This window comes from Pseudoalteromonas sp. APC 3224 (assembly GCF_030407535.1).
In the GTDB taxonomy this organism is placed as follows: Bacteria; Pseudomonadota; Gammaproteobacteria; order Enterobacterales; family Alteromonadaceae; genus Pseudoalteromonas.
Genome location: NZ_JASDDF010000021.1, coordinates 35,315 through 61,757, shown reverse-complemented (window position 1 = coordinate 61,757; position 26,443 = coordinate 35,315). Strand labels below are relative to the sequence as shown.

General features: G+C 40.6%; 24 protein-coding genes. 8 read left to right on the top strand and 16 right to left on the bottom strand.

Features of this window, described 5'->3' with window-relative positions; translation table 11 throughout:
* Positions 1 to 37: 37 nt before the first annotated feature.
* Positions 38 to 2,467, bottom strand: coding sequence for a zinc-dependent metalloprotease (locus QL989_RS11070; RefSeq protein ID WP_290170524.1), 2,430 nt, complete (start codon positions 2,465 to 2,467; stop codon positions 38 to 40).
* Positions 2,468 to 2,621: 154 nt separating this feature from the next.
* Between QL989_RS11070 and QL989_RS11065 the strand changes: the two genes are divergently transcribed.
* Positions 2,622 to 3,590 carry a class 1 fructose-bisphosphatase gene (locus tag QL989_RS11065; protein WP_008115459.1) on the top strand — a complete coding sequence of 323 codons (969 nt, stop codon included), beginning with the start codon at positions 2,622 to 2,624 and terminating at the stop codon, positions 3,588 to 3,590.
* A gap of 113 nt (positions 3,591 to 3,703) precedes the next feature.
* Here the strand turns inward: QL989_RS11065 and QL989_RS11060 are convergent, their stop codons facing one another.
* Positions 3,704 to 4,030, bottom strand: coding sequence for a hypothetical protein (locus tag QL989_RS11060; protein ID WP_008115457.1), 327 nt, complete (start codon positions 4,028 to 4,030; stop codon positions 3,704 to 3,706).
* Positions 4,031 to 4,073: 43 nt separating this feature from the next.
* Between QL989_RS11060 and QL989_RS11055 the strand changes: the two genes are divergently transcribed.
* Positions 4,074 to 4,424 carry a DUF5522 domain-containing protein gene (locus QL989_RS11055; RefSeq protein ID WP_290170520.1) on the top strand — a complete coding sequence of 117 codons (351 nt, stop codon included), beginning with the start codon at positions 4,074 to 4,076 and terminating at the stop codon, positions 4,422 to 4,424.
* Between the two features lies 1 nt (position 4,425).
* Here the strand turns inward: QL989_RS11055 and QL989_RS11050 are convergent, their stop codons facing one another.
* A complete protein-coding gene (locus tag QL989_RS11050) occupies positions 4,426 to 5,256 on the bottom strand; it encodes a sulfurtransferase (protein WP_262976929.1) in 831 nt (276 codons plus the stop codon).
* 131 nt (positions 5,257 to 5,387) lie between these two features.
* On the opposite strand from QL989_RS11050, the gene QL989_RS11045 reads away from it, so the two are divergent.
* Positions 5,388 to 6,131 (top strand): glycosyltransferase family 25 protein, encoded by a 744-nt coding sequence (locus QL989_RS11045; RefSeq protein ID WP_075170515.1) that lies wholly within the window; start codon positions 5,388 to 5,390, stop codon positions 6,129 to 6,131.
* A 41-nt stretch (positions 6,132 to 6,172) separates the two neighbouring features.
* Here QL989_RS11045 and QL989_RS11040 read toward each other — a convergent pair whose 3' ends face one another.
* From QL989_RS11040 to QL989_RS11020, 5 genes are all read right to left on the bottom strand, one after another.
* Positions 6,173 to 6,592, bottom strand: a complete 420-nt coding sequence (locus tag QL989_RS11040) for a group 1 truncated hemoglobin (protein ID WP_054202515.1) — start codon at positions 6,590 to 6,592, stop codon at positions 6,173 to 6,175.
* Positions 6,592 to 7,422 carry a DUF3034 family protein gene (locus QL989_RS11035; protein ID WP_010390498.1) on the bottom strand — a complete coding sequence of 277 codons (831 nt, stop codon included), beginning with the start codon at positions 7,420 to 7,422 and terminating at the stop codon, positions 6,592 to 6,594. Before QL989_RS11035 ends, QL989_RS11040 begins: the two co-directional genes overlap by 1 nt.
* On the bottom strand, positions 7,412 to 9,727 hold the full coding sequence (locus QL989_RS11030; protein ID WP_290170514.1) for an EAL domain-containing protein: 2,316 nt from the start codon (positions 9,725 to 9,727) through the stop codon (positions 7,412 to 7,414). Before QL989_RS11030 ends, QL989_RS11035 begins: the two co-directional genes overlap by 11 nt.
* Positions 9,717 to 10,382 (bottom strand): methylamine utilization protein, encoded by a 666-nt coding sequence (locus QL989_RS11025; RefSeq protein WP_290170512.1) that lies wholly within the window; start codon positions 10,380 to 10,382, stop codon positions 9,717 to 9,719. Before QL989_RS11025 ends, QL989_RS11030 begins: the two co-directional genes overlap by 11 nt.
* Positions 10,383 to 10,518: 136 nt before the next feature.
* Positions 10,519 to 11,622: a phosphoribosylaminoimidazolesuccinocarboxamide synthase gene (locus tag QL989_RS11020; protein ID WP_198522468.1), complete on the bottom strand. Its 1,104-nt coding sequence runs from the start codon at positions 11,620 to 11,622 to the stop codon at positions 10,519 to 10,521.
* A 217-nt stretch (positions 11,623 to 11,839) separates the two neighbouring features.
* On the opposite strand from QL989_RS11020, the gene QL989_RS11015 reads away from it, so the two are divergent.
* Genes QL989_RS11015 through QL989_RS11000 form a run of 4 tightly spaced genes read left to right on the top strand, consistent with a single transcriptional unit; the run spans position 11,840 to position 15,326 of the window.
* Complete coding sequence (locus QL989_RS11015) at positions 11,840 to 12,874, top strand: CDP-glycerol glycerophosphotransferase family protein (protein WP_290170508.1); 1,035 nt, start codon at positions 11,840 to 11,842, stop codon at positions 12,872 to 12,874.
* A 6-nt stretch (positions 12,875 to 12,880) separates the two neighbouring features.
* A complete protein-coding gene (locus QL989_RS11010; RefSeq protein WP_109875437.1) occupies positions 12,881 to 13,567 on the top strand; it encodes an ABC transporter ATP-binding protein in 687 nt (228 codons plus the stop codon).
* A complete protein-coding gene (locus QL989_RS11005; protein WP_290170505.1) occupies positions 13,564 to 14,811 on the top strand; it encodes an ABC transporter permease in 1,248 nt (415 codons plus the stop codon). Before QL989_RS11010 ends, QL989_RS11005 begins: the two co-directional genes overlap by 4 nt.
* 14 nt (positions 14,812 to 14,825) lie before the next feature.
* Positions 14,826 to 15,326, top strand: a complete 501-nt coding sequence (locus QL989_RS11000; RefSeq protein WP_008468279.1) for a DUF3299 domain-containing protein — start codon at positions 14,826 to 14,828, stop codon at positions 15,324 to 15,326.
* Between the two features lie 49 nt (positions 15,327 to 15,375).
* Here QL989_RS11000 and QL989_RS10995 read toward each other — a convergent pair whose 3' ends face one another.
* The 4 genes from QL989_RS10995 to QL989_RS10980 are packed head-to-tail and all read right to left on the bottom strand — an operon-like array spanning position 15,376 to position 17,767.
* Positions 15,376 to 15,630 carry a hypothetical protein gene (locus tag QL989_RS10995; RefSeq protein WP_256729616.1) on the bottom strand — a complete coding sequence of 85 codons (255 nt, stop codon included), beginning with the start codon at positions 15,628 to 15,630 and terminating at the stop codon, positions 15,376 to 15,378.
* Positions 15,631 to 15,649: 19 nt separating this feature from the next.
* The gene (locus QL989_RS10990; RefSeq protein WP_290170501.1) at positions 15,650 to 16,189 is read right to left on the bottom strand and encodes a YbhB/YbcL family Raf kinase inhibitor-like protein; all 540 of its coding nucleotides are present in this window, start codon (positions 16,187 to 16,189) and stop codon (positions 15,650 to 15,652) included.
* Positions 16,190 to 16,222: 33 nt separating this feature from the next.
* Positions 16,223 to 17,323: an alkene reductase gene (locus QL989_RS10985; protein WP_290170499.1), complete on the bottom strand. Its 1,101-nt coding sequence runs from the start codon at positions 17,321 to 17,323 to the stop codon at positions 16,223 to 16,225.
* Between the two features lie 39 nt (positions 17,324 to 17,362).
* Complete coding sequence (locus QL989_RS10980; RefSeq protein ID WP_290170496.1) at positions 17,363 to 17,767, bottom strand: lactoylglutathione lyase; 405 nt, start codon at positions 17,765 to 17,767, stop codon at positions 17,363 to 17,365.
* A gap of 115 nt (positions 17,768 to 17,882) precedes the next feature.
* Between QL989_RS10980 and QL989_RS10975 the strand changes: the two genes are divergently transcribed.
* Entirely contained in the window at positions 17,883 to 18,773 is an 891-nt protein-coding gene (locus QL989_RS10975; protein WP_178954756.1) for a LysR family transcriptional regulator, read from the top strand.
* Between the two features lie 76 nt (positions 18,774 to 18,849).
* Here QL989_RS10975 and tldD read toward each other — a convergent pair whose 3' ends face one another.
* The 4 genes from tldD to rng are packed head-to-tail and all read right to left on the bottom strand — an operon-like array spanning position 18,850 to position 26,442.
* On the bottom strand, positions 18,850 to 20,289 hold the full coding sequence (gene tldD, locus QL989_RS10970; RefSeq protein ID WP_290170492.1) for a metalloprotease TldD: 1,440 nt from the start codon (positions 20,287 to 20,289) through the stop codon (positions 18,850 to 18,852).
* Positions 20,286 to 21,125 (bottom strand): carbon-nitrogen hydrolase family protein, encoded by an 840-nt coding sequence (locus QL989_RS10965; RefSeq protein ID WP_290170489.1) that lies wholly within the window; start codon positions 21,123 to 21,125, stop codon positions 20,286 to 20,288. The genes tldD and QL989_RS10965 overlap by 4 nt, the downstream gene beginning before the upstream one ends.
* Positions 21,122 to 24,970, bottom strand: coding sequence for a YhdP family protein (locus QL989_RS10960; RefSeq protein WP_290170486.1), 3,849 nt, complete (start codon positions 24,968 to 24,970; stop codon positions 21,122 to 21,124). Before QL989_RS10960 ends, QL989_RS10965 begins: the two co-directional genes overlap by 4 nt.
* On the bottom strand, positions 24,970 to 26,442 hold the full coding sequence (gene rng, locus QL989_RS10955) for a ribonuclease G (protein ID WP_010390470.1): 1,473 nt from the start codon (positions 26,440 to 26,442) through the stop codon (positions 24,970 to 24,972). The genes QL989_RS10960 and rng overlap by 1 nt, the downstream gene beginning before the upstream one ends.
* Position 26,443: the final 1 nt, after the last annotated feature.

Genomic DNA, 26,443 nt, shown 5'->3' with positions numbered 1-26,443 from the left:
ACGTTTACACAGCGCCTTTATTCTCTGGCTTGTACTATTAAATAGGTGAGCCTGGTGGTATTGGCAGGGCTTTAAAATTGTCAGGCCACTGCCCTGTTGTTAAAAACTGATTAATTTGCGACGCTAAATAATTTTTAAATGCACTGTCACCCACTTCAGGATGGCCTAGCAAAGAGTGCTGATTAAACTCATCAGCAAGCTTGCTTAAATAGAAATGTAGTTGCGCTTGCACTTCAGGGCTTAAACCGTCGTTAGCCACAAGATCAGCCATGGTTTTTGCCGTTAAGTACTGTACTCGCTGTGTTACTTTTCCTGTCATGGTGGCAGGTGCTGATACATTAAATACCTGTTTGTTTAACTGTTTAAGTAACTCATCTAGGCTATAAAAGCGGTTATCACGTGCTTGTTGCTGCGCTAATCGATTTAATCGTTGAGCATTTAGTAATAGCGATAAACTATGCTGCGCCGCCACTTCAGGCAATGCAAGTGCATCCATAGTCAAACCGGTACGGCCCACTATACTTTCTCGTGATTTAGACTCGCCATACGCCTTTGGCACAATCAAAGACAGTATCGACTCTGGCAGCGTTAAATTAGTTGCTTTTAGGGTGGCTAAAATAGCATTAACTGCTTGTTGCTGAGCCTCTTTAGCTACAACTTGGGCGCCTTTAACGGGTGCGTCACTGCGAATTTCATAGTCATAATCAACGCCCGCAATAAGCTTTGCAACCGCTTCAACTTGATAACGGTGGAACAAGTAAAGTGGCACTAGCTTTTCTTCTAACTGCGACAGTGCAACCCCAGTTTTTATATTGTTAATACCAAACTGCCCGAGCGCTTGCTTTCGCACATCAAGCACTCTAAGTAATTCTTCACTTGGATTACTGCCATTATCCCAAAGATGCGCTGTAGGGTGCGCCCCACCTTTGGCACGGGCATCACTGTCAGAAATAAACGCCAAACCTTGTGCTTTATTTTGCAGTAAAATAGCAGCGAGTGCTTCGCTTTCATCTTGGCCGGTAAAGTCACTGTAGCCATATTTGATCACTTGCGTATCCCATGCGCCCATACCTTTAGCATAACCATCAGATACGTCTAACTGACCATTATCTGCAAAGCTCAATAACGGATGCGGATAATCCATCACCGAAGCTCGATTATTTACTGACGCAGCAAAGTTGTGCGCAATACCCAGTGTATGACCAATTTCATGAGCACTGAGCTGACGAATACGATCAAGTGCCATTGCATGTAAAGTACCAGCCACTTCATTGCCTTTTAAATAAGGCGCAGCGAGTGATTCAGCAATAAGGATATCTTGACGCACTCGCAGCGACCCTAGTGTCACATGGCCTTTAATAATTTCACCTGTACGTGGGTCTATAATTGAACTGCCATAAGACCAACCTCGGGTTGCACGATGCACCCATTGAATAACGTTGTAGCGCACATCCATAGGATCTGCATTACTTGGTAGCACTTTAACTTTAAAGGCATTTTTATAGCCTGCAGCATTAAAAGCGTCATTCCACCATTGCCCGCCATCTAATAAAGCCGTTTTTACTGGTTCAGGTACCCCTGGATCTAAGTAATAAACAATAGGCTCTATCGGCTCACTAACTGCTAGGCTTGGATCTTTTTTTGCTAAACGATGACGCGGAATGTAACGCACGTACATAGACTCATCGAGCCCTGCTGCATAATTTTTATGCTCCACACTCCAATAACCCGATTGCGGGCTAAATTTTCGTGGCGTGTAATTATCATCAGGCAATTGAATAAGTGAATGGTGCATGTGCACACTCAAAGCGTAAGGATCAGCACTCACTTGGCGAACGTATTTACCTGGTTTAGACCCTTTAAAGGTGAGAATGGCTTCAAGTTCAGTATTTTTCAAAAATGCTTTTGAGCGATTCATAAATACCGCACTGCGTGACTCATCAAGGCTAAACTGCCCTTGCTTGCGCGCAGCTAAAGTACGGCTTACGCCATGTACGTCACTCAGTAAATAAGGGGTGTAATCTATTAATGCAGCATTGTCATCTTGAGCGACAACTTTAAAACCCGCCAAAATGCTGGATGCAAATGCTTCTTTAACGCTTTGCTGCTCTGCTATATTACTCGTGTTTGCACGGTAGTAAGTATTTACGGCACGTAACATCACCTTGTTGCCAAAGCGCTCAAACTGTACCAAATAGGTACCGCCTAATTGGCCTCTATCTAAACCTATGTCGTTAGAGCCAACGCCATAAGGCAAGCTATGCTGTAGTAAAAATTGTTGCTCAAGTTTATCAACTTTTAAATACACATTGCCGTTTTGGGTATCGTAAAAGAAAGAAAAATAACCAGGGAAATGGTTCATTTTTTCAGTAAATTCGTCAATAGACTTAATTGCTGCGTGCGCTTGAGTTATCATACAGAGCAGCACAGTAAAGAGTATGTAACTTAATCGTGATATTTTTTGCATAATCTTATCTTTGTTATTAGCGTTTTAAATGCGATGTAGGTACCCCATTATAGGGGGTTATTTATACAATACAGTTATTTAAGACGAATTTCAGCGCTCTAAACTAATCTCTCTCACATTATGATTAGTTTTAACACGTTATCAGGAAAAAAGAATGCGTAGACTCCCACCAGTATTACTAGAAGATGGCTGTTCAAGAGAACTTTTGTCGTTAATTCGTACTATTTTAGCGGCATGTAAAGAAATTTCATTTCGCGTCGGTCAAGGTGAATTATCGGGCGTATTAGGCTCAACCCTCGATGAAAATATTCAAGGCGAAACACAAAAGAAACTCGATGTACTGTCTAATCAGTTATTAAAAGATATATTGCTGGAGTCAGGTACAGTTAAAGCGATTGCCTCTGAAGAAGAAGATTATACTGTTGCCGGTAACCCAGATGCCGAGTACATTGTTGCATTTGATCCACTTGATGGCTCGTCAAATACCGACATTAACTCACTTGTAGGTACTATTTTTTCTATTATGAAAGCACCTGTGGGCTCAGATGCTGCTGATGAAAAGATTTTTATGCAACCTGGGCATCAACAAGTGGCTGCAGGTTACGTACTGTATGGCCCATCAACTATGCTTGCGCTAACAACGGGTAAAGGTACACGCATGTTTACCTTAGATAAAACCCAAGGTAGCTTTTTACTTACTCAAGATTTTGCCGCTATTCCTGCTAAAACTAATGAATTTGCAATTAACGCCTCTAACCAGCGCCACTGGGAACCAGCGATGCAAAACTACATTAATGACTTACTTGCCGGAGATACAGGCCCTCGCGCTCAAAACTTCAATATGCGTTGGATTGCTGCAATGGTTGGCGATGTTCATCGTGTACTTAGCCGTGGTGGTTTATTTACTTACCCAACTGACACTAAAGATCCTAATAAACCTAATAAACTGCGTTTACTGTATGAAGCAAATCCAATGGCAATGCTAGTAGAGCAAGCAGGTGGTATTGCTTCAACAGGCACTGAGCGTATTATGGATATTCAGCCTGATGCTATCCATCAGCGAGTTGCGGTTATTTTAGGCTCTAAAGACGAAGTAGAAACTTGCTTGAGCTATCATAAGTAAACTTTAAGAACAGGTTTTAGGTTTCAGGTGTCAGCTAGAGATTAGCCCAGTAGTGGTTACTAACATCTGAAAACTGTTGCTTAAAACCTTTCATACTTTCTGATAACCACCTGCTACTGTTGTAACAGCTTTAACAACTGTGCGAGCTTTTGATGAGTCAACTCGCCCATTTGCTCGCTATTACTTAGCGCGTAAATAACGCCTTCATGCTCGGCGCAATTTATGTCATCTCGCGACTCAATAACATTTGCCCACAGCTGTAAATCGTCAATATCAATTTCTTTATTGAAACAACGCGTAAGTACATTAATTAGTACAGGCTTTGTGAGTGTGTACAGGTAGATTTTATTGCTTGCTGCGGTTGAAACAATCACACTAATGGCACTATCTCTTTGCTCGCCAAATGTAATAAATTCAGCCAATGCTTTTTGTATATTCATAATGTTTGTTATTCTTGCTGCTCTACTGTTAATAAGACCTAAAATGACCCAGATAAACTGCAGCCAATGTAATACAACGCTTAACTGTAATGTTAATGATATAACCGCATGTTGGTGTTATCAGTTACCTGCTATTTTACCACTCGATGATACAGCAACCAGCTGCTTATGCCGCTTATGTACTCTTACTAAAATAAATAACTATTTAGAGACTATATACACTCAACCAATAAAAGCTCAAATCGCTTTTGCTAAACAATTTAGAAGCCATGATAATTTAATTGAAGGCTTAGATTACACCATGCAGAATAATTACATGGTGTTTAGTAAGTGGTATTTTTTAAAACGTGGTACTTGCTGCAAAAACGGGTGTAAAAATTGTCCCTATAGTTAAATTAGCCACCCACAGCAATAGGCAGTGAGCTATCAGCGCCCCACTCACTCCACGATCCGTCATAAACACTTAAATTATTATATCCGCATTCATCAGCGAACAGTGCAAGCGCACAGGCAGTAACACCCGAACCGCAGCTAAACTGTATCTGGGTTGCATTACCGACTAATTCACTAAACTGTGTTTGTATAAAGTCGAGTGATTTTGCCTCGCCATTTTCTAATAAACTACTTAAAGGTAGCGAGTAGCTATTAATAATGTGGCCGCTGCGCATACCCGCTCTTGGCTCTTTATTTTTACCGGTAAAGCGCTCATAAGCACGCGCATCTAAAATAACTGTATTGGCATCCTTAGTAGCACTTAGCACCTGTTTTTTATCAATAAAGTAATCAGGTTGGTAATGAGCAATAAAGTCGCCTTTTAGTGATGCTTGTGTATAGTTTGACTCAACCGCAAGCCCCAGCTCAAGCCACTTGGCTAAACCACCACTGAGCACTTTTACGTTATTAAACCCCATGGCTTTAAACATCCACCAGGCTCTAGCTGCACTGAATAACCCCGCATCTTCATAAATCACCACCAATGAGTCGTGATTAACGCCTGCTTTTTGCATCACCTGAGTAAATTGCTCTGCACTACACAAGGTATTGGGTAATGGGTTTGAAGTATCTGCGAGCTCTTTTTTGATATCAAACCGTTGTGCTTTGGGTAGCATAGCAACGGGCGAGTACTCCCCTGCAGCTGAGGGGCGTAGCATACCTGCATCAAAAATAACTAAGTTAGTTTGCTCTAAACGCGCATGTAACCATTTTGCACTGACTATGTTTTTCATCGTCTTGCCAAATTTAAGGAAATGAAATAGCTATATATTATTACAGCCTGTTTATAAACAGAATTTAGACTGGTTACAAATTATAATAATGCTAAAATAGCTGCTTTGAGGTTTCTAAATAAAATAAAATTATGCCAATCCCTTTTTACATTATCAATATGCAAGGCTGCGAAGACCGTTGGGAAACAACCCTAAAGCGACTTACCAGTCTACACTTAAATGCTGAACGTTTTGAAGCGACCATTGGCAAAAACCTTAGTGAACAAGAAATCCTCAAGTGGTATTGCCCGAAAAAAAATAAAAAACGTTACAATCGCAACCTATCTGCAGGTGAAATTGGTTGCTATGTAAGCCATATGCGCCTTTGGCAAAAAATGGTCGATGAAAATATCGCTTATTGTGTTGTATTAGAGGATGACCTTTTCATTGAAGCTTCACTTAAAGATGTTGTTGATGCGGCGCTTAAATTAAAAAACTGGGATTTAATCAAGTTATCTGATAATCGAAACTTTCCATTTATTGACAGTACGCTATTAGAAAATAATCTAACAGTTGGCAACTATAAAAAAGCACCAAACGGCACTCAAGGCTACATCATTTCACTAAGCGGCGCTAAAAAACTACTGCAAAGAAAACCGTTTTTTAGACCGGTGGATGTCGATATGCAGTTTCACACTGAAGTAGGCCTAAATATGATAGGCATAAAACCCTATCCTGTTGCCGAAGATCGAAGCTTTATTAGTGAAATAACAAGCGCTAATGCAGGCTCTCATTCCAACCGCAGTACATTTATCAGAAATTTAATTCATAGATCGAGTATTCATATGCAAAGACGATATAAAACTGCGGATCTTGCCAAAATTACAAGTGAGTAATACCAGGCATATTTTTACATGTATGCATTTGATTATAAAAATTAAATCTTAATAATTTCGCCACGCAGTGGCGCCATTTTAGCTAAAATTTCATTTTGCACTGTATGTGGGATATTTTGCTCGTTCATTGCATTTATTAATAAATCGACAACGTGATTGAAGTCTTTTTCATTTATATTCATACCTGTATGAATCGCAACCATCGAGTCGCCTTTGTATTCACAAGGACCCTCAACCAGCGAACATAAATGACTAATAAACCCTTGTCGAAAATGGCTAATATTACTGTGTTCAAAGTAATGAAACACTTGTTTATCATTGCCTATTTGGGCAATAAAACTGTCAGTTAACTTTTCAAGCCCAGCTCGCTCGCCAAGTTGGTGATACAGAGAAGTGTTAGGTTGTGTTGTACACCCTGAAAGTAAGCTTAAACAACAAAAAATAAATACACTCAGTTTCATTACCAATACCCCGTAACCGATAAATACCAGCCGGTTTGTTTGTCAACACCAGCAATCCGCCCTAAGTCTAAATAGGCCGCCGTTACACTGACGTGTTTATTAGGCATCCACGCTATAAATAAATCGCGCCAATCTTGTTCGCCTAAACCTAGGTTATTGGCTTTTTGTCGATACTCAATGCCAATAGCAAGTTCACGACTTACAAACACCGCACTACTTGCTTCTAGTAAAATATGGCTACCTTCATTAGCCCCTCCATATCCTAAAAGCCCTAACTGATTGGCTTTACTGTAACGGGTGGTCACATTCCAAAACCAGTTGTACCCAGCAAGTGCGCCCAAATGTAATTTACTGGCTGCTAGGTACACATCTGTACCACTGGTCTTTTTTGCGCCAACCAACTTTGCAACTGTGCCATCATCCAGTGATTTATGCTGTACACCCATGCTTAGCTGGGGCCACTTACTGTATACTATATCACCATATAAACGAATTTTTGCCCCAGAAATTGACTGCTCTATTTCTGTATTGAGCGCAGGCACATCAAACTGCTGCACTGCATAACTCAGTTCAACACGATTAAATAGGTTAAGCTGCACACCACAGGCATCTAGGCGGTAATCTGTTACATCAGCACGACTACAAAAGCCATTAACAGCCCATTCGTCCTCACTAGCATAACCTGCTAGCTGCGCCCAAGGAACTAACCCCCCTCCTGCACTGCCTTCAACTTGAGACACGCCCGGTGTTGCTAATAGTTTTCCCGTTGCAGCTACAGTTAGCGTACTGCAAAATAAGAGTGTCATGCTCAGTAAAAATTTAATGTACACCCTGATATTCCTCTAACCATTGTTCTAGTTGTTGTGCTTTTAAAGGACGACTCAAGTAGTAACCTTGTGCATGATCGCATTGCATTTCGTGAAGCAATGATAAAGACGCTGCCGTTTCTACGCCCTCGGCCACCACTGAAAACCCAAGTTGGTGCCCAAGTGTAATTGACGAGCGCACTATGTATTGATCTTTTTGTGACTCATGCAAAGTTAAAATAAAGCATTTATCTAGCTTAAGCTCATCAATAGGTAACATTTTTAATCGCCCCAATGATGTTTGCCCGACACCGTAATCGTCTAATGATATTTTAACACCGATAGTTTTTAAGTTCTCTAACGCTTTGATACCTTGAGCTTCATTTTCGATCATATCGCGCTCCGTCAACTCAATAGTGACAGAACTTGGGCTTACATGATATTTCTTTAAGGTCGCGACCAATAAATTATGAAATCCCGCATGCGCAATATCTTGGGCTGACACATTAATGGCTGCCTGTAAGTGAATCCCTTTTTTATACCAATCGGCTATTTGCGCAATAACTGTATCGACAACCCAGGCAGTTAGTTCCACAATTAATCCTGACTGCTCAGCTAAATCAATGAACACTTCAGGCGAAACCCAACTCCCATCATCACGTTGCCAACGAATAAGTGACTCAACCTTATCAATTTTCTGACTTTTAATATTCAACTTAGGCTGATAAGTCATAAACAGTTGCCCGTTATCATCATCAATCGCTTGTTTGAGCTCATCCAGCATGATTAAACGGTCTAAGTGCGCCTCATCTTCACCATCTTGGTAGTAATGTAAGCTTTGTTGGCTTGTTGTAGCCGCATCAACAGCAATGAGTACACGCCGCATTAAATCGTCCGCTTTAACGCCTTGTCCAGGGTACTGCACAATCCCAGCGTTAAAACGCAAACTTATTTTTAAGCTTTTAATCTGGTAAGGTGCCTGTAATTGCTCAATCAAATCGGCTACAGCACATTTTACTTGGTCAACCTCCACACTGGGGTAAACCGTTAAAAACTCATCGCCGCCAATTCGTGCATGAAATCCACCAAGCTCATCAGAGAATTGACGAATACGGTTTGCCACCGCAATTAAACACTCATCTCCTACTTGCGGACCAAGCTTGTCGTTTATGTGTCTTAAGCCTTTTATATCAATAGCAACAAGCGTGTAGCATCTATCTTTAGTGAGCTGCTTTGCTAATAAATCTAACATAGCTGAACGGTTATAAAACCCTGTTAAGGTATCGTGATGTGCTTGAAAACTGATTTGCTGCTCACGCTTATTAATATCATTACCCATGTTATTAAAGGCGCTGACTAGCGTTGCTATTTCGCTGCTTTGTTTTTTACCTTCAAATTTAAAACGGTAGTCACCTTTGGCAAATTGCCTTGCGATAACCGCTAACTGTGTAAGTCCGCTGGTTAAGTTATTGGCAAGCAAACTACTGGTGATCACACCAAATAACATGGTTAACACGGCCAATGTAACTAGCGTTAGCAATAGTTGCTCAATATCTCGATAACTTGAGGTTAAATCAGCACTTAGTAGTAAGGTGACCGGGTGTGATTGCAAAGATGGTAAAGCTATTTGTTGATTTTCATAGGCCAAATATTCAGCAAAAAAACGAGCTGTAGTTTTATTTTCAAAGTATTCTATAGGTTGAAATTTTTCAGGTTGAGGTGCAAACGAGCTTGCTGCAAAACTATCTAATTGCGCAACAAAGCTAACCTCCATACCGGTTAAGCTTTTCAGCTCAGTAGTCACAGCCGATGTGATTTTGAACCCGACTAAACTGTAAGCGATGGTTCTGGGGGTTTTAACTGGCAATAATATTACTTGATAGAGCTGATTATTTAACACTACAAAGCTCGATTGTTCAGAATTATTTAATAATTCATCCATCAAGGGCTGTAGGTTATCTGCAAAATTTTGTGCATTCACATTAGCAGACACTAACCGCCCCGATAAATCGAGCAACAGCATTAAATCGGCATTGATCCGTTGGCTATGATTGTATAATACACTACTAATGGTGGCTGCATCGCGAGTAGCAACTGCCTGCTTAAAACCAAAATCAGCGGTTAACACCTTTGCAGCAGTTAATAGCAAGCTCTCTTTTGATTTTAAATATTGCTTATAAACGCTTTGCGCAACCGTTATATTTTGCTGTACTTTTTCTGCCTGAAACTTACTCGTAGACCACCAAAAACTCACTAAGCTGAGTAAAGTTGTAAGTAACACCAAGCCAACGCATAACGTTGTTATACGACTACGTAAATTATTGCCCATTACCTTCCCTAAATTGACTGCCAAAGGTGTTACGTGGTGCAGGCGTAGACGTATTTATAGTGATTGATACCGGGCTGGTTGATTTTATATCAAACATTTTTTTATTATCCAAAGTCGCTGTTTGCAGTGAATGCCAGATACTGGCTTGCACAGGAAAAGAGTCAACTTGTAGTTTTATCTGGCCTTGCTCGTTGCTGGTATACACATGATTACTGTTAGCAACATAAATATAGCCCACCATAGAGTCGTGGATGTTGCAGCCAAGAACAACAACCCCTTGATTATCAAACTTAATGGGTTCTTCTGGCTGGCCAGAATAGAGCTTTAATTGAAAAGGCTTTGCTTTTGAAAAAGAATATACATGGTGGCGAATATTATCGCTATTTGGAAAGTTTACGTACTGACCTTGACGTACAATAAGCAGCTGCGGTGAAAACTGTTTATCAACTTGATCCATTACCGCCGTGGGTAAATTGCCCGTAGCTTTTGAGGAAGGTAAATGATTTATTTCTACTACAGCATTAGGCAATACTTGGCCATGCTGATCTTTAATAACCAAATTAATGGTATTGCCAAACGCCGATACACTAAACAATGCACCCAGTACTAATAAATAACGACGTTTTGCAATAACTTGCATTGCTCGCTCTAACATAATCACACCTAAATATTCACCATAGGTTAAGTTAATTAGAGACGAGCACTAATTGCAAGAATTATAGCTCAGTTAGTTAAAATAAATACTTTTTCACTAGTTGAAACAAGCTTTATCATTAAGATTAACTTGCTCGTTAGTGATTAATTAAACCGTAGTCAGTATCTAAAATTGCAATCACTTCTTGGCGCGGATCATTGGGTATAACGATCTCTTTACCGACAATTTTGCTAGCAATACCCACATAAGTGTCAGACACTTCAAGCATTACTGACTCAGGTAAAATATAATCTTTTGCTAGCTGCTCACGCTCAGCCATACGGTCTTTATTTAATAATACATCACTCTCTGGCACGTTATTAATTAACAGCTGACGGAAGCCTTCCTTTGAGTTTTCAACAATTTTGCCATTCTTATAAGATGCTTCATCCCAAATACGCGATGAATCTGGTGTCCCTACTTCATCAATATAAATAAGCTGCTGAGCACCATTTAAATCTTCTACGTAACCAAATTCAAATTTGGTATCAACGAAAATCTGGCCAAGCTTAGCTAACTCATTACTAATTAGCTCGAACCCTTCTACCAATAATTTTTCATATTTGGTGACATCGTCAGCCGATTTAAAATTGAAAACATCTAAGTTGTTCGTAATATTTTCACGCGTAATATTTACATCATCTACGGCAGGAATATCAGCAACCCCTTCTATAATACCTTTAGTAGAAGGAGTTATAAGTACTTGCTCAAGCTTTTGATTCGCTTTTAAGCCTTCTGGAAGTTGCAAACCACAAAAGTGTCTTTCGCCTTTGGCGTAGTCGCGCCACATACTGCCGGTAATATATTGACGAGCAATTGCTTCAACTTTAACTGTACTGGCTTTACGAACAATCCATACGTATGGATGAGGAATATCAACAATATGATTACCCGCCAAACCGGCTTCATTAAACATGTTAAACCAATGAGCAGCCACTGAGTTTAATGCAATCCCTTTACCAGGAACGCCATTTAGGCCATTTTCACCTTGCCATATGCAATCAAAAGCAGAAATTCTGTCTGAAATAACCATAATGGCTAATTCAGTATCGGCAGGAACATTATAGCCTTTTTCATTTATTAAGCGTTTGCTATCTGCATCGGTTAACCAATAAACTGAACGCACTTTGCCACTGTGTACTTTACCTTTAGTACGAATGGGTAAGTCATCGTTTACGTCTAAAACTTTATAGCTAGTCATGCTATCTCCGGGGTTTGGCATGCTCAAAGAGCAAAGTATGGAATTGGGGTTAGGCGCTCTATAATAATCTAGGCAACCACAAAGCTCAATCTTAGGCTAAAAACAAATCATCTCAGAATATTTATCTAGCTGACGCATTGGGGTAAACTTGCATAATTACTTGCCCTAAGGAGCTAGCTTGAACTATTTAACTGCCACTAAGAATAAGAAATATCTAATGTATATTTCTCAAAATTATTCCTATGCTATTTTAAGGCCATTGCAAGCAGAAATATTAGCTCAAGGAGGGGAAGTTAAATGGTTCTTAGAGGGTGATAATGTTAACCCTGACTTTTTGAAAAGTGATGAAAAAACACTAAATTCTATTCATGAGATAAACCAATGGGCGCCTGACGCAACCTTTGCACCAGCGAACTCTATCCCTACATTTTTCCCAGGAAAGAAAGTAGCTGTTTTTCACGGCTTTGATGCAGGAAAGCTAAACAAAAAAGGCCAAAACGATCACTTTAAAGTTCGGGGATGTTTTGATTTATATTGTACGCAAGGCCCAAATACGACGGCTCCGTTTACGGCGTTACAAAAAAAACTGGGCTATTTTAAGGTAGTAGAAACAGGTTGGCCTCCCCTAGATCAATTCTTTAACGGTAACTCAAAGCCTAGCCATATCGATGAAACAGACTCTCGCCCAACGGTATTGATCTGCTCTACATTTTCAAAACGCTTATCTCTTGCACCTAAACTTTATGAACAAATAAAACACTTTAGTGAAAGCGGTAAATGGCGACTATTAGTTCAGTTTCATCCGAAAATGCCGCAAGAGTGGGTTGATAAATACCAAGCGTTGAGTAATGACAATCTAACCTTTGTTGAAACAGATAATGTTATTCCATTACTGCAATCTGCTGATGTAATGCTGTGCGATACTTCATCCATATTACTGATGTTTTTGGTACAACGAAAACCGGTTGTAACGTTTTGTAATAAAGCACCTGAAAAACACTTACTTGATATTACAGATAAAAATAACGTTGAAGCCGCAATAGACTATGCACTAACTTATCCAAAAGAACTGGTGGATAATATTGAAGCCTTTTGCCAAGAATTACACCCATACGCAGATGGTAAGTCAAGCCAACGAGTACTTTGCGCAACCAATGAACTGTTGCATAGTGATGAAAAGCTCAAAGCTAAACCGCTTAATCTTCTTAGACAATTTAAAATGCGCAAAAGACTTAACTATTGGAGTTGGTAAGCCGTTATGATCAACCTTGAGAATGTATCTTTTAAATGGCATAAAAAAGCAGCCAGCCCCACTCTCACTATTGAGCAACTCGCCATTGATGAAGGTGAACATGTTTTTTTACATGGGCCAAGCGGTAGTGGTAAATCTACCTTACTGGCACTACTGGCAGGCATTAATGTAACCACTAGCGGCCAACTTTGTGTTTTGAACCAAAACCTAAGTGCGCTTACCAATGCACAGCGCGATGCATTTAGAGCTGATCATATTGGCTATATTTTCCAAAACTTTAATTTACTACCTTATTTAACCCCATTAGAAAATGTATGTTTAGGATGCCAATTTTCGAAAAAGCGTCAGCAGCACGTACTCAACCAAACTGATAGTTTAACTAAAGAAGCCGCCCGACTTCTCAACGCACTTGGGTTGGAGCCGCACTTTCATAATCAAAATGTTGCCACTTTAAGTATTGGGCAACAACAGCGAGTTGCCGCAGCACGCGCATTTATAGGCAGTCCCGAACTTATCATTGCCGATGAGCCAACTTCAGCACTTGATACGCAAAATCGTGAAAGCTTTATTAAGCTGCTATTTGAACAAGCAAAAAAAAGTAACAGCACGCTTGTTTTTGTCAGTCACGATGAAACATTAAAGCCACTCTTTAGCCGCACAATCGACTTAGTAAATTTACAAGGTGATGTATGATTTTATTTAAACTTGCCTATAAAAGTTTGCTAAATAGACGTGCCAGTGTATTACTGACATTGCTCACTATTGCGATTAGCGTCATGTTATTACTCAGTATTGAGCGCGTTCGCGTAGATGCTAAAAGTAGTTTTAGTAATACCATTTCGGGTACCGATTTAATTGTTGGCGCACGTACTGGCGATATTCAATTACTACTGTCCTCGGTGTTTAGAATTGGCCACACTAATAATGGGGTGAGCTGGCAAAGTTATCAATACATAATAAAACAACGCGGGGTTAAATGGAGCATTCCTATCAGCCTTGGTGATAGCCATAAAGGACAAGCAGTTTTAGGCACCACACTTGATTATTTTAAGCACTATCGATTTGCTAAAAAACAGTCCTTAGCATTTAGACAAGGACAGGCTTTTTCTAGCATCAATGAAGTTGTTATAGGGAGTGAGGTTGCAAGTAAACTGGCCTATAAAATTGGTGATGAAATCGTGATTTCTCATGGTATGGGCAATACTAGCTTTCATCATCATGACGATAACCCCTTCAAAGTTGTTGGTATTTTAAAGCCTACTGGCACCCCTGTTGATAAAACATTGCATGTGCCGCTGGCGGCAATTGAATTGATTCATGGTGGCGGCCATCATGATCATGACGATCATCATGACCACTCGAATCACGCACTAGTTGGCCATCCAAAACAAATTACCGCCTTTTTAATGGGCTTCGATTCACCGCTTTATACGCTACAAATTAGGCGCAACATAAATCAATATAAGCAAGAGCCTCTATTAGCGATTATGCCCACAGTCACACTAAAAGAGCTTTGGGAAATGCTGGCAATAATAGAAAAGATCCTATTGCTATTTTCATTTGTGGTGGTCATTATTAGCTTGCTCGGTATGTTAACCACACTGCTGGCTAACCTTAATCAACGCCGCAGAGAACTGGCAATATTGCGTTCTGTGGGCGCCCGCCCTTGGCAATTATTTTCACTGATCAGTATAGAATCACTGCTCACTACCTTTTTAGGTTGCTTAGTAGGCTGCACTCTATTTTATGCGCTTATGGGCACAACCGCGGGTTACTTACAAAGCCAAGCAGGAGTGAGCATTAGTATCAGTATGCTCTCTGACTATGAACTCACTTTGATTGGCGTTATTATGGCTGCGGGATTCATTATTGGCTTGATCCCTGCTACACGCGCTTACTTTTATTCTCTTAGTGATGGTATGAGTATAAAAATATAAACTTTAGGATGATCATGACGTTGTTTAAAGTAACTACACACTCTTTAATGCTATTAAGTGCAGTGCTAATTAGCTTTGCTAGCATTGCAAATCCCCCGAAGGAAATTTTTTGGGAAGACTTGATCCCACAAGGGCATGTGCAAATAGATACCCAAGCACAAGCTAATCACGAAGGCAGTGAGCAAAACTGGGTGCAACCTGATTTGGACGCGCCGGTTGTTAAAGCACTTGATGGGCAGTCTGTTAGCTTACCTGGGTTTGTTGTGCCACTTGAAGGTGACAGCGAACTTATTACCGAGTTTTTATTAGTCCCTTACTTTGGTGCTTGTATTCATGTGCCACCTCCACCGCCAAATCAGCTGGTTCATGTAACTATTAAAGGCGGTGTGCCTATCGATAGCTTATATGATGCAATTGTTGTAACGGGCGTTATTAAAACGCAAACTTGGTCTGGCGAAATAGCTCAAGTGGGTTATCAAATGCAAGCTGTCGGTGTTGCTCCCTTTGAGCTTTAATTCTTAAAATAAAAACCCACTTTTCAAAGTGGGTTTTTATTTTGTTCTATCAACCACCCGTTCTTATATCTCGTTCAAGTTCAGACTGCGTTTTCACTGGATGACAAGTCGACTTCACCGTACTCTTATTGCTTTCATCTTCGTCAGAGCTATCTTGTGCTGTTGCCTCAAATTGCATTGAAATAGAAATCACTAATTGTGCATCATCAGGCCAATAGCCTGATTCATCAGATAATGGGGCCGCACTTAACAGCCTACTGCTACACAGTGCTATTAAAACAGTGAGTAAAGGTAAAGCCTTCATTTTTTATCTCCTAAGCTAATTAACGCGGTCCTGCCGTTACTGTGATCTCGGCTGTTTGCAAAGAGTGCTGATGTAAGAAAAACCCTGTAAGTGCACTTGTTGCTCCTTGTGGAACAGCTAATTTTTCTACATCCAGTGCATACACTTTATAGGTATAGCTATGCTTGCGTCCTTCTGGTGGACATGGTCCAAAGTATCCCGGCTTACCCATATCTGTATTACCTTCAATGGCTCCTTTGGGCAAAGTCGTTGAAGATAATGAGTTACTAGTAAAAGGAATATCATGTACTACCCAGTGCCAAAAACCACTGCCAGTTGGTGCGTCATTGTCATACACTGTCACGGCAAAGCTTTTGGCTTTTTTAGGCGCATTTTGCCATTTAAGTTGTGGTCTAACATTACCCCCCTGACAACCAAAGCTATTCCAATATTGCTCACTCTTTATTGCCTGCCCTGGCTGTAAGTCAGGGCTCGATAAACTAAATTCAGCCGCAAAACTGGCGCTACTAAACAGCCCGCTGATCAGTAAAGTAACTGCTGAGTTTGAAAAGTTAACCATTTTCAGTCCTTATATTTTCAGTTAAAACGAAAGTTACTTTTGATACGCTGGGTAATCGGTATAACCTTTGGCTGTACCTCCAAACAATGTTCTCCCATCGGTAATGGTGTTTAGTGGCAGTTGCTCTTGAATACGATACGGTAAGTCTGGGTTAGCAATAAAACGGCGACCAAATGCAATATAATCAGCAAGACCTTGTTCAATAAGCTGCGCACCTGAATACTCGGTATAATTACCGGCAACAATAATCGCGCCACTAAAATACTGACGAAGTGCGGCTCTAAACTCTGGTGTTACACTAGGTGCATCGTCCCAGTCCGCTTCAGCAAGATGAATATACGCAATACCAATTTGCTCAAATTGCTTTGCTGCTAATAAAATAGTGTCAATTGCTTCACTATCATCCATACCACGCTGAGTGATAAAAGGCGCTAATCTAACACCCACTTTATGAGCGCCAATGGCATTACTAATTGCGCTAATAATTTCACAGGCAAAACGAATACGATTTTCTTGGCTACCGCCATATTCATCTGTGCGTTTATTTGCTGAGCGTCTTAAAAACTGATCAATCAAATACCCGTTACCTCCATGTATTTCAACGCCATCAAAACCAGCTTCAATCGCGTTAATTGCCGCTTGCTTATAATCATTTACTATTTCTTTAATTTCTTTAACACTTAGTGCTCGTGGGGTTGGGCAGTCAAGCATCCGCCCTTCTCCATCATCGCCTACCACCCAAACTTGTGCATCTGGAGCAAGTGCAGATGGGGCAACTGGCGTTCCATCATGATGAAATGAAGAGTGCGACATTCTACCAACGTGCCAAAGTTGTAAAAATATTTTACCGCCTTCTTTATGCACAGCTTGTGTTACTTGCTTCCAACCTTCGATTTGTTCTTGCGTGTAAATACCTGGCGTAAATGAGTAACCTTTGCCCTGAGCAGAAATTTGTGTTGCTTCAGAAATAATCAGTCCTGCAGTAGCACGCTGCGCATAATAAGTGGCCATCAGTTCAGTAGGAATATCGCCCGGTTGCGCAGTTCGCGAACGGGTCATAGGTGCCATCACAATTCTATTTTGCGTAACCATGCCACCGAGGGTTTTAGCTTCAAATAAGGATTCTATACACATAACTAACTCTCTTATAAATAATGTTTATCTGGATTTAAATTAAATTTCATCACTGCTAAATAGCATTTCGACTTTCATCTCTTCAGGCCCAGGTATAAATACTTGATGCTCTAGGAGCTCTGGCACGGTTCGCTCGAAATAACTTATACCTGTTTGCGCTAAGCGACTTTTCAATCCTTGATAACCTATGCTACGAATGGCAATGTGATCTACCACTCCTCGGCCTTGGGTTTTGCTGTTTAATGCTGATAAGTAACCCTGTTGCGCTTTATTACTAGCGGCATTAACCAGATGAATCAAAGCAACGTTATCGCTGCCGTATAACCACGCTCCCTCGAAAGGAAAAGGCGGACGATACCCTTCACTTAGCCCAACTGAATTAATAAAGAACCGTCGCATCACCTGGTAATCACAACTAGAAATTAATACATGATCTAAACGCATAAACTTTCTCTGTTGATAATGAGTACAACCAGTTTAACTATTTACTTAAATTTGATAATTGAGTTAATATCAAAAACACTATTCATTAATACTGAATTATAAAGAGTGAGGAACGATGGCTAAGATTGATGATATGCAGCTTTTTGTTCATGTGGTGCGCTCTGGCGGGCTTGCTGCAGCTGGGCGAAAAATTGGTTTATCGCCTGCGAGTATGACGGCACGTATCAACCAGCTTGAAAATCACTATCAAACCCGACTGTTAATACGTAATACTCGCAGTATTAAATTGACCGAGGCTGGAGAGCAATTTTATCAAGGCTGTTTAAGAGTAATTGCTGAAATTGATGCCACAGAGCAAAGTATTCAGCTTAGTAAAAACACCCTTTCGGGTAGTCTCAAAATAACCGCACCCTCTGACTTTGGTAAACAGTTTGTTGCCCCTGCAATAGCTAAATTTGTAGCACAAAACCCACAAGTTAAACCACACCTGCATTTAACCGATGGCTTAGTCAATTTAGTTGAAGAAGGTATTGATATTGCTATTCGCTTTGGAAACTTACCCGATAGCAATTTGATTAGCCGAATGATCAAGGCCAATCAACGTGTGTTATGTGCTTCAGCTGAATATTTAAAAATACATGGCCAACCTTTGCAGCCAAGCGATTTATTAAATCATCGCTGCCTAGTAATGGAGCGATTTGGTCAATCGATGAATGATTGGCATTTTAAAGATCAAATAATTCGCGTCCCTGTGGCTATGAGTAGCAGTGATGGTGCGGTGATCAGACAATGGGCAATTGATGGTGCCGGGATTGCTCTAAAATCAATGGTAGATATTAGCGATGATCTGACAAAGGGTCATTTAGTGACACTACTTGATGACTATATTCTCGGTTTTAGTAATAAAGATAAACAACAGATTGGCTTACAGTTTCTTTACCCATCAAGGCAATTTCAGCCACGACAAGTTGTCGCATTTATGGATTTTTTTCAGCAGCAAATTTAAATAAACAGCCGACAAAATAAAACCTTGAAAGCATGCACTTCCAAGGTTTTATTTGTAGTATTTGGCAGTAATAAAATTAAGCCGTGCCACCCACTGTTAACTGATCAATTTTCAAACTTGGTTGGCCAACACCTACTGGTACACTTTGACCATCTTTACCACAAACACCTACGCCTTTATCAAGCGCTAAATCATTACCTACCATAGAGATTTGTTGCATAACCTCAGGGCCATTACCAATTAATGTTGCCCCTTTAATAGGCTGAGTAATTTTGCCATTTTCAATTAAGTAGGCCTCTGAGGCACTAAATACAAACTTGCCTGAGGTGATATCCACTTGGCCACCACCAAAATTAGGGGCAAACACGCCTTTTTTAACCGTGCTGATAATATCAGCTTGGCTATGCTCGCCACCTAACATATAAGTGTTGGTCATACGTGGCATTGGTAAATGCGCGTATGACTCACGACGTGCGTTACCTGTTGGGTTTACCCCCATCAAACGCGCGTTCATTTTATCTTGCATATAGCCTTTTAAAATACCGTTTTCGATAAGTACGTTATAGGCTGCAGGCGTGCCTTCGTCATCCACATTAAGTGAACCACGACGATCAGCCATAGTACCATCATCAACCACAGTACATAGCTCTGAAGCGACTTTTTGCCCTACTTTACCGCTAAACGCAGACGCGCCTTTACGGTTAAAGTCACCTTCTAGACCATGACCGACTGCTTCGTGTAACAACACGCCTGGCCAGCCATTACCTAATACTACTTCCATAGTACCCGCTGGGGCATCAATAGCTTCTAAGTTTACCTTAGCTTGACGAACGGCTTCTTCTGCAAAGCCCATCCAACGCGGCTTGCCATCAACAAGCTCTTTAAAGTAACCATAGTCTAGGCGTGCGCCGCCACCAGCACCGCCACGTTCACGGCGACCATTCTTCTCTAGCAATACAGAGCAGTTTAAACGGATCAGTGGGCGAATATCGGTAGCAAAGGTGCCATCACTGGCTGCAATTAATACTTCTTCGTATACCGCAGACATTGAGCTAATAACTTGCTCAGCATCAGGGGCTAATTCGCGGATATAATTTTCAAGCTCACGTAACAAATTAATTTTATCGGTATCGCTCATGCTAGAAATTGGTTGATGCGGTGAAAACTGCTGTTTTGCAGCCACATCACTAAATACTTTAACCGCTTTATCTTCACCGGCATCGGCAATACTACGTGCAGCCGTGGCTGCTTTGTTTAACGCTTCAAGATTGATTGCATCTGAATACGAAAAACCGGTTTTTTCACCACTAACAGCCCGTACGCCAACACCACGCTCAACATTATAAGACCCTTCTTTAACAAGGCCGTCTTCTAATACCCAAGACTCATGATGACTCGATTGAAAATAAAGGTCGGCATAATCAACTTTGTGCTGGTGAATATAAGCTAATGTTTTTTCGAGTTCTTCTCGATTTAGCTGGCTGTCGTGTAATAAATGCTGTTCAACCGAATTCATAATAATGGCTCTCTAAATCGTTGGTGAGATTGCAGCGGCATATCTCGTCTAATTTTGTGTAACTGGTTCAAATCTACGGTACAACTAATAAAACCAAGCCCTGTTGGTTTTTCACTTAATGTTTCACCCCAGGGCGATAACACCAGGCTGTGACCATAAGTTTGTCTACCGTTTTCATGTGTTCCATATTGCGCTGCAGCAATAACATAACACTGAGTTTCTATGGCTCGTGCTGCAAGTAGCGGCTGCCAATGCGCTTTACCTGTTGGAACAGTAAACGCACTGGGTACTAATATAATTTCTGCGCCTTTACGAGCTAAGGCATTAAATAAACCAGCAAAGCGCAAATCATAACATACTGTTAAACCAATTTTACCAAAGGGAGAATCAACAACCACAATCTCATCGCCCGCTTGAGTAAAGTCGGACTCTCGGTAGCTGCCGGTCTGGTCATCTACCTCAACATCAAATAAATGTATTTTGTTATAGCTTGCAACAATATCGCCTTGGTTATTAAACAAGTGTGAGGCAGCGTAATACTTATGTTGGTCATAGGGCTCTGGCATGGTGCCAGCATTTAACCAAATATTGTGTTTACGACACAATTCACTAATTTGCTGTTTATATTGCTCAATACGCTGAGACACTAACAACGTATCACCAGCGTGTTTACTAAACACTAAAAACGCTTCTGGTAAACATACTAACAAAGGCCGCGTGCTTGGTAATTCAGCTAACGCTTGCTTTAAAGCTGCAATGTTATCATCAGGGTTTAAGCCTGAGCACATTTGTAATGCAATAATCGCAGGTGTTGTACTTATAAGTGATTTACTCATTGCGCGGCGCTAACCTCAGCATCTTTGAGTTTTAACTCTGAGGATGCTTGCGGCTGATTTTGTGCTGCTTGCGGTAAAGTCACCTCTCGGCTCTTACGATCTAACTCTTGTACCTGAGGATCGTTCATTTTACCCGTCACTTTAAAGTTGATCTCTGAGATCACTCGCGCAGAATGAATTACTTTATCAATTGCTAAAGCTGCAAGCCCCGTTACTGGGTTAACCATCCAAGCCACAATTACTGGAATACTCGACGTTACTTGCGGTGCTACTGCTAAGTCGTAGTCAATTTCGAGAGTATTTAAATTTGCATACCCTTTAATCGAGAGATCGGCAGGCACCCCATCCATTTTAGTATCTTGGGTATAGGCAATGCCCTTATCTATCTGCATCGTACCTTTCATGCTGTTATAGAAAAAACCTTTAGAAAATACATCTCTAAAATCAAGTTTTAGCTTACGCACTAATGAATCAAGGCTCAGTAATGAAAATACCCGTGCGCCTCCATCACTCACCTCAGTTAAATGGCCTTCGCCTAAATCCCAACTAATTTCACCGTCTAAACTAGCAATGTCTAATTTATAAGGTGCCGCTTGCCAATTTAGTTGATAATTTAGATTCGCGTTTGAGTCTTTAATAGTGGTGGTAATATCAAATTCATTAAATAAGGCGCCAATATCATCACTTTTAAGTTCGCCGCTCATTGCTGTTAGGCCATTTTGCCACTGCCCTTTAGTACGTAATATATGATCGCCCTTATCAACTACTAGCTCAGAAATAAGCAGTTTTTTACCATCACCTAACAATGAGGCGCTGACTTTATCTAGCTGATAATGGCTGACCTTACAATCGGCACATTCAAACTCAATAGCAGGCAAATTTGTAAGCCATGCAAGTTGTTCAGGAGATGATTTTTCGCTCGGTTGCTGTGTTTCGGCCTCTAAAAAATTAAGCCTTAAATAGTCACTGTTTATTCGAATCGGCTGACTTGATTGCTCGCTGGGAATGAACACTTCTGCTCGTAATTCTTTAGCATTGAGCTTTAATTGCAAGTTATTATTTAAGGGCGATAAACGCATATCAAAATCATTAAACTGCATGCCACTCACATTAAAAGAGTTAATATTCGCAACAACCTCATACAAAGGCGGCATAATACCTGGCGATGCACTCTCTGGCTGCGCTTTAGCTGCATTAATAATTTGATCAATTAAATCAATCCAAGGTAATAACTCACTTTGCGCTAAGTTAATACTTACCGCTAAATCTTGCGCGTTAAGCCCTAAATCTTTGTTACCGATTATAAAGTGGGCGTTGTTAAACTGTGATTTAGCATTGTCTAGAATGGCATTAAAATACACTAGCTGATCAACGTTTGCGGTGATCAAGTTAGATATATCATCACCCTGAATAACTGCACTCAGTGGCCAAGCTTGCTCACTGCTTTTTGTATATGCTCCAGGCAAAGAACTATTTAAGCCAATAAGTGGCGATTCAACTTGGGCACGGTAGTTAAACCCTTGCTCGGTAAAGTTAAGCTCCAAAGCAATATCAACATCACTTTGCCCGCTTAAGTAACCATCTAAAATGCCTTGCCCACGGTTTATAAGTGTTTGTGCATCAAGCTGAGCATTTATATTTATATTAGCGCGATAATCCTCTGCGTTTGCGTCACTATTGTAATTAATAGTTAAGGGCATACCCAGCCATGTAGCCGTTGCATTAGTGAGATTTATTTGTTGGTTATTAAAGCTAAGTTCGCCCTTTAAATGCTCAAGCGAAATGCCAGGTGCAGAAATGTAGAGAGGTGAGTCGAGTAAATTAACCTTACCACTGACGCTGGCTCCCCCCTCAAATTGTGAACCTATTAGCAATTCAATATTTGCACTTGCCAGCCCCTGCCCTTGCACAACATTAAAAATATCAGCTAATGGATTTGCTAAAGGCGTAGCGGCAAAAAAATCGTGCATTTTTTCAAGCTCAGCTTGCTTATTAATACTAACTACCAACGGCGCATCGCCCATTAAGTCATCAATACTTACATGTACACTACTGCCAACGTCAAGGTTTACCAGTTGACCTTGCTGACTATATATATCCATTCGCTCATTAGCAAAATGCAGTTTTACATTGGCATTAGTAACTGCTGGCCAATCGGGATCGAATTGGTAGGTGGCATTATCTATTTGTGCTATTACATCAAACTGCCCTGAACCATCTTCAAATGGAAAGCCTGATAGTGGGCCAGAAAATAACACCTGAGTATTTGATACTTCGCCTGCTTTTATTGCGCCATTTAAATAACTAATTAAGTCAGGACTCATTAACGTTAAAGGAAAATAGTGACCAGCAATACTGGCATCTGATGCAAACGCTTCAGCATATAAATCTAAGCGTGGCGCATCACCTAAGCTTAGCTGCATTTGTGCGCTTAAAGTCACCTCATTGTTATCAAGCCAAAGGTTATCACTACTGATGTACCAATCGCCTGAGCGCTTAGCTAAATCTAGCTCAATATTTAATTGGTTATAATCAATATTATTACTAAAGCTAGCGCCTGTAATTAAATGGCTGTTCTCACCAAAAACCGCAATGCGACCATACTGCTGATTAACCAGCCCATTAACTCTTAAAGATTGAGCGGCAGGTACGGCGTTTTTTTCTTGCCAGCTAATTTCATCAGCATCAAACCATAGTTGCCATTGCTTTGTATCTGCAAACTCAAGGTACGCAGTCTTTATTTGTCCGCTAGGTTGGCGTGCTAAAAAAGGGGCTAAGTCGGTAAAATTAGTCAACTCAGCTAAATCACTCAATAGCGCTAAATCAAGTTGCTGTAGCCATATTTTATTTTGCTTACCCAATAAGGCTTCAAATTCAAGGCTTGGCCATGTGGTTTCACCCGTACTAAATGCTAAGCCCGTGCTTTTTAATCGCCAGCTATTTTGCTCTGGGTATAAATGAAATCCCCCTTCACTTAGGCTTACCTTTTGTGTTTGCTCATTGAGTTGCCAATTTACCGCGCTCGGTAACCACTGAACTTTTACGTCACTCACTAGGCCCTGCTCTAATCTAAGCCAAGCTTGTAAATTTAAATCGCTATGTAGTTGCTGCTTTTGAGTATTAATATATTGCGCTAGCCAATTTGACACATCAACCTGATTAGCCTGCACATATAAATCGCCGACCATTTGCTCTAAGGTTTCACCCTTGAGTGCAATACGCGCATCAAAATTACCCACCGAAATGCCCGGTAAGGCTAGACTACCACTACCAAGATGTTGTTTATCTTGGTTTTGCCATACAATGTTTTCTAATAGTAGTTTACGTTCTTTGTTATCTTCTAAAACAAAATTGATACTGGAGTTTTCTATTGCAAAATGACCGGTTTCACCTAAAAACAGCCCTTCTATTAATTCCTTTTGCTCAAATGACACATCGTCTTGGTTACCTACAAATAAATTCGCGACATTAACCTTGGTATGAAAACCATTGATGACAAAGTAATTCGACTTAAGTTGAAGGGACTTTAGGCTTTCCCAAAGGTTTAGCTCTAAACTGGTTTTCGCAATAGTTAAAGAAATAGGGGCGGTTTGGTTGTCTTTAAATGATAATTCTTCGAGCACTAAGGCAGGGCCATTACCTTGCCAACTTGCCGATATAGCGCCTATCGATAGGCTAATATCAAACTTGCTATCAAGGTAGTTTTCTATCTCGCTTTTATAGTCATTTGCGTAGGGTAAGGTGTATTTTAAAATAGAAACAATGACGGCCAGTAGCACCAAAATTACAGCACTTATTTGCCATAATTTGCGCACACAAAAGAAACAGGCCGCTTTAAATTTCATTACATCATTACCACATCAAACTGCTCTTGGCTGTATAAGCTCTCTGTTTGAATATTAACTTGCTTACCAATAAATAACTCTAACTCTGCAAGGTTATGATATTCGTCATTTAATAGCGCTTCACATACTGCAGGAGATGCATAAACTACAAACTTATCAGCTGCATAAGCGCGGTTAACACGTACTATCTCACGAAGGATTTCATAGCATACGGTCTCAACCGTTTTTTGAGAGCCTCGCCCTGAACATGCAGGACATACATCACACAGTATATGCTCTAAACTTTCGCGAGTTCGCTTGCGGGTCATTTCAACCAGCCCCAATGCCGATAAACCATTAATATTGGCTTTAGCACGATCTTTAGCGAGCGCAGACTCTAATGAGTGCATTACCCGGCGTTTGTGCTCATCGCTCACCATATCAATAAAGTCGATAATAATAATACCGCCCAAATTGCGCAGCCTTAGTTGACGGGCAATAGCAGAGGTTGCTTCAACATTGGTATTAAAAATAGTTTCTTCAAGGTTACGGTGACCAACAAATGCACCGGTATTAACATCAACCGTGGTCATTGCTTCTGTTTGATCTATGATCAAGTACCCGCCAGACTTTAAAGTCACCTTACGGTGCAACGCCTTTTGAATTTCACTTTCTACATCAAATAAATCAAAAATGGGGCGCTCGCCCGGATAATACTCAAGTACTTGTGATAATAACGGCACAAATTCTTCAGTAAACAGCTTAAGCTCTTGATAGGTAAGCTTAGAGTCAACACGAATGCGCTCCATATCTTCGCCCACGTAATCACGTAATGTTCTAAAAGCCAGCGTAAGATCTTCATGCAGAATACTCGCTTTGCTGGTTTTACGGCGCTTAGAAACTATTTTATCCCACAGCTTTTTTAAAAATGCAGCATCGTGACGAAGCTCTACTTCACTTGCGCCTTCTGCGGCAGTTCTAACAATAAAGCTACCGTTTTCATCACCATATTCAGCAACAATTTTTTTAAGCCTAGCGCGTTCCTCTTCCGTTTCGATACGTTGACTCACACCAACATGCGTCGCATCTGGCATAAATACTAAATAGCGTGACGGTATAGTAATATCAGTGGTTAAGCGAGCACCTTTACTGCCCAATGGATCTTTAACCACTTGCACCATAATGTACTGACCTTGGCGAACAAGCTCACGAATATCTTGGACTTTTTTAATTGGCTCATCGTCAACACCTTCAACAATAGAAGCACTATTGACGATATCTGAAGCGTGCAAAAAGGCGGCTTTCTCTAAGCCTATATCAACAAAAGCGGCTTGCATTCCAGGTAGCACGCGACTTATTTTACCTAAGTAAATATTGCCTACTATACCTAAATTACCAATACGCTCTAGCTGAATTTCTTGTAATACACCGTTTTCGATTAGGGCAACGCGACTTTCACTCGGCGTGACATTGATCAGTAGTTCTGTACTCATG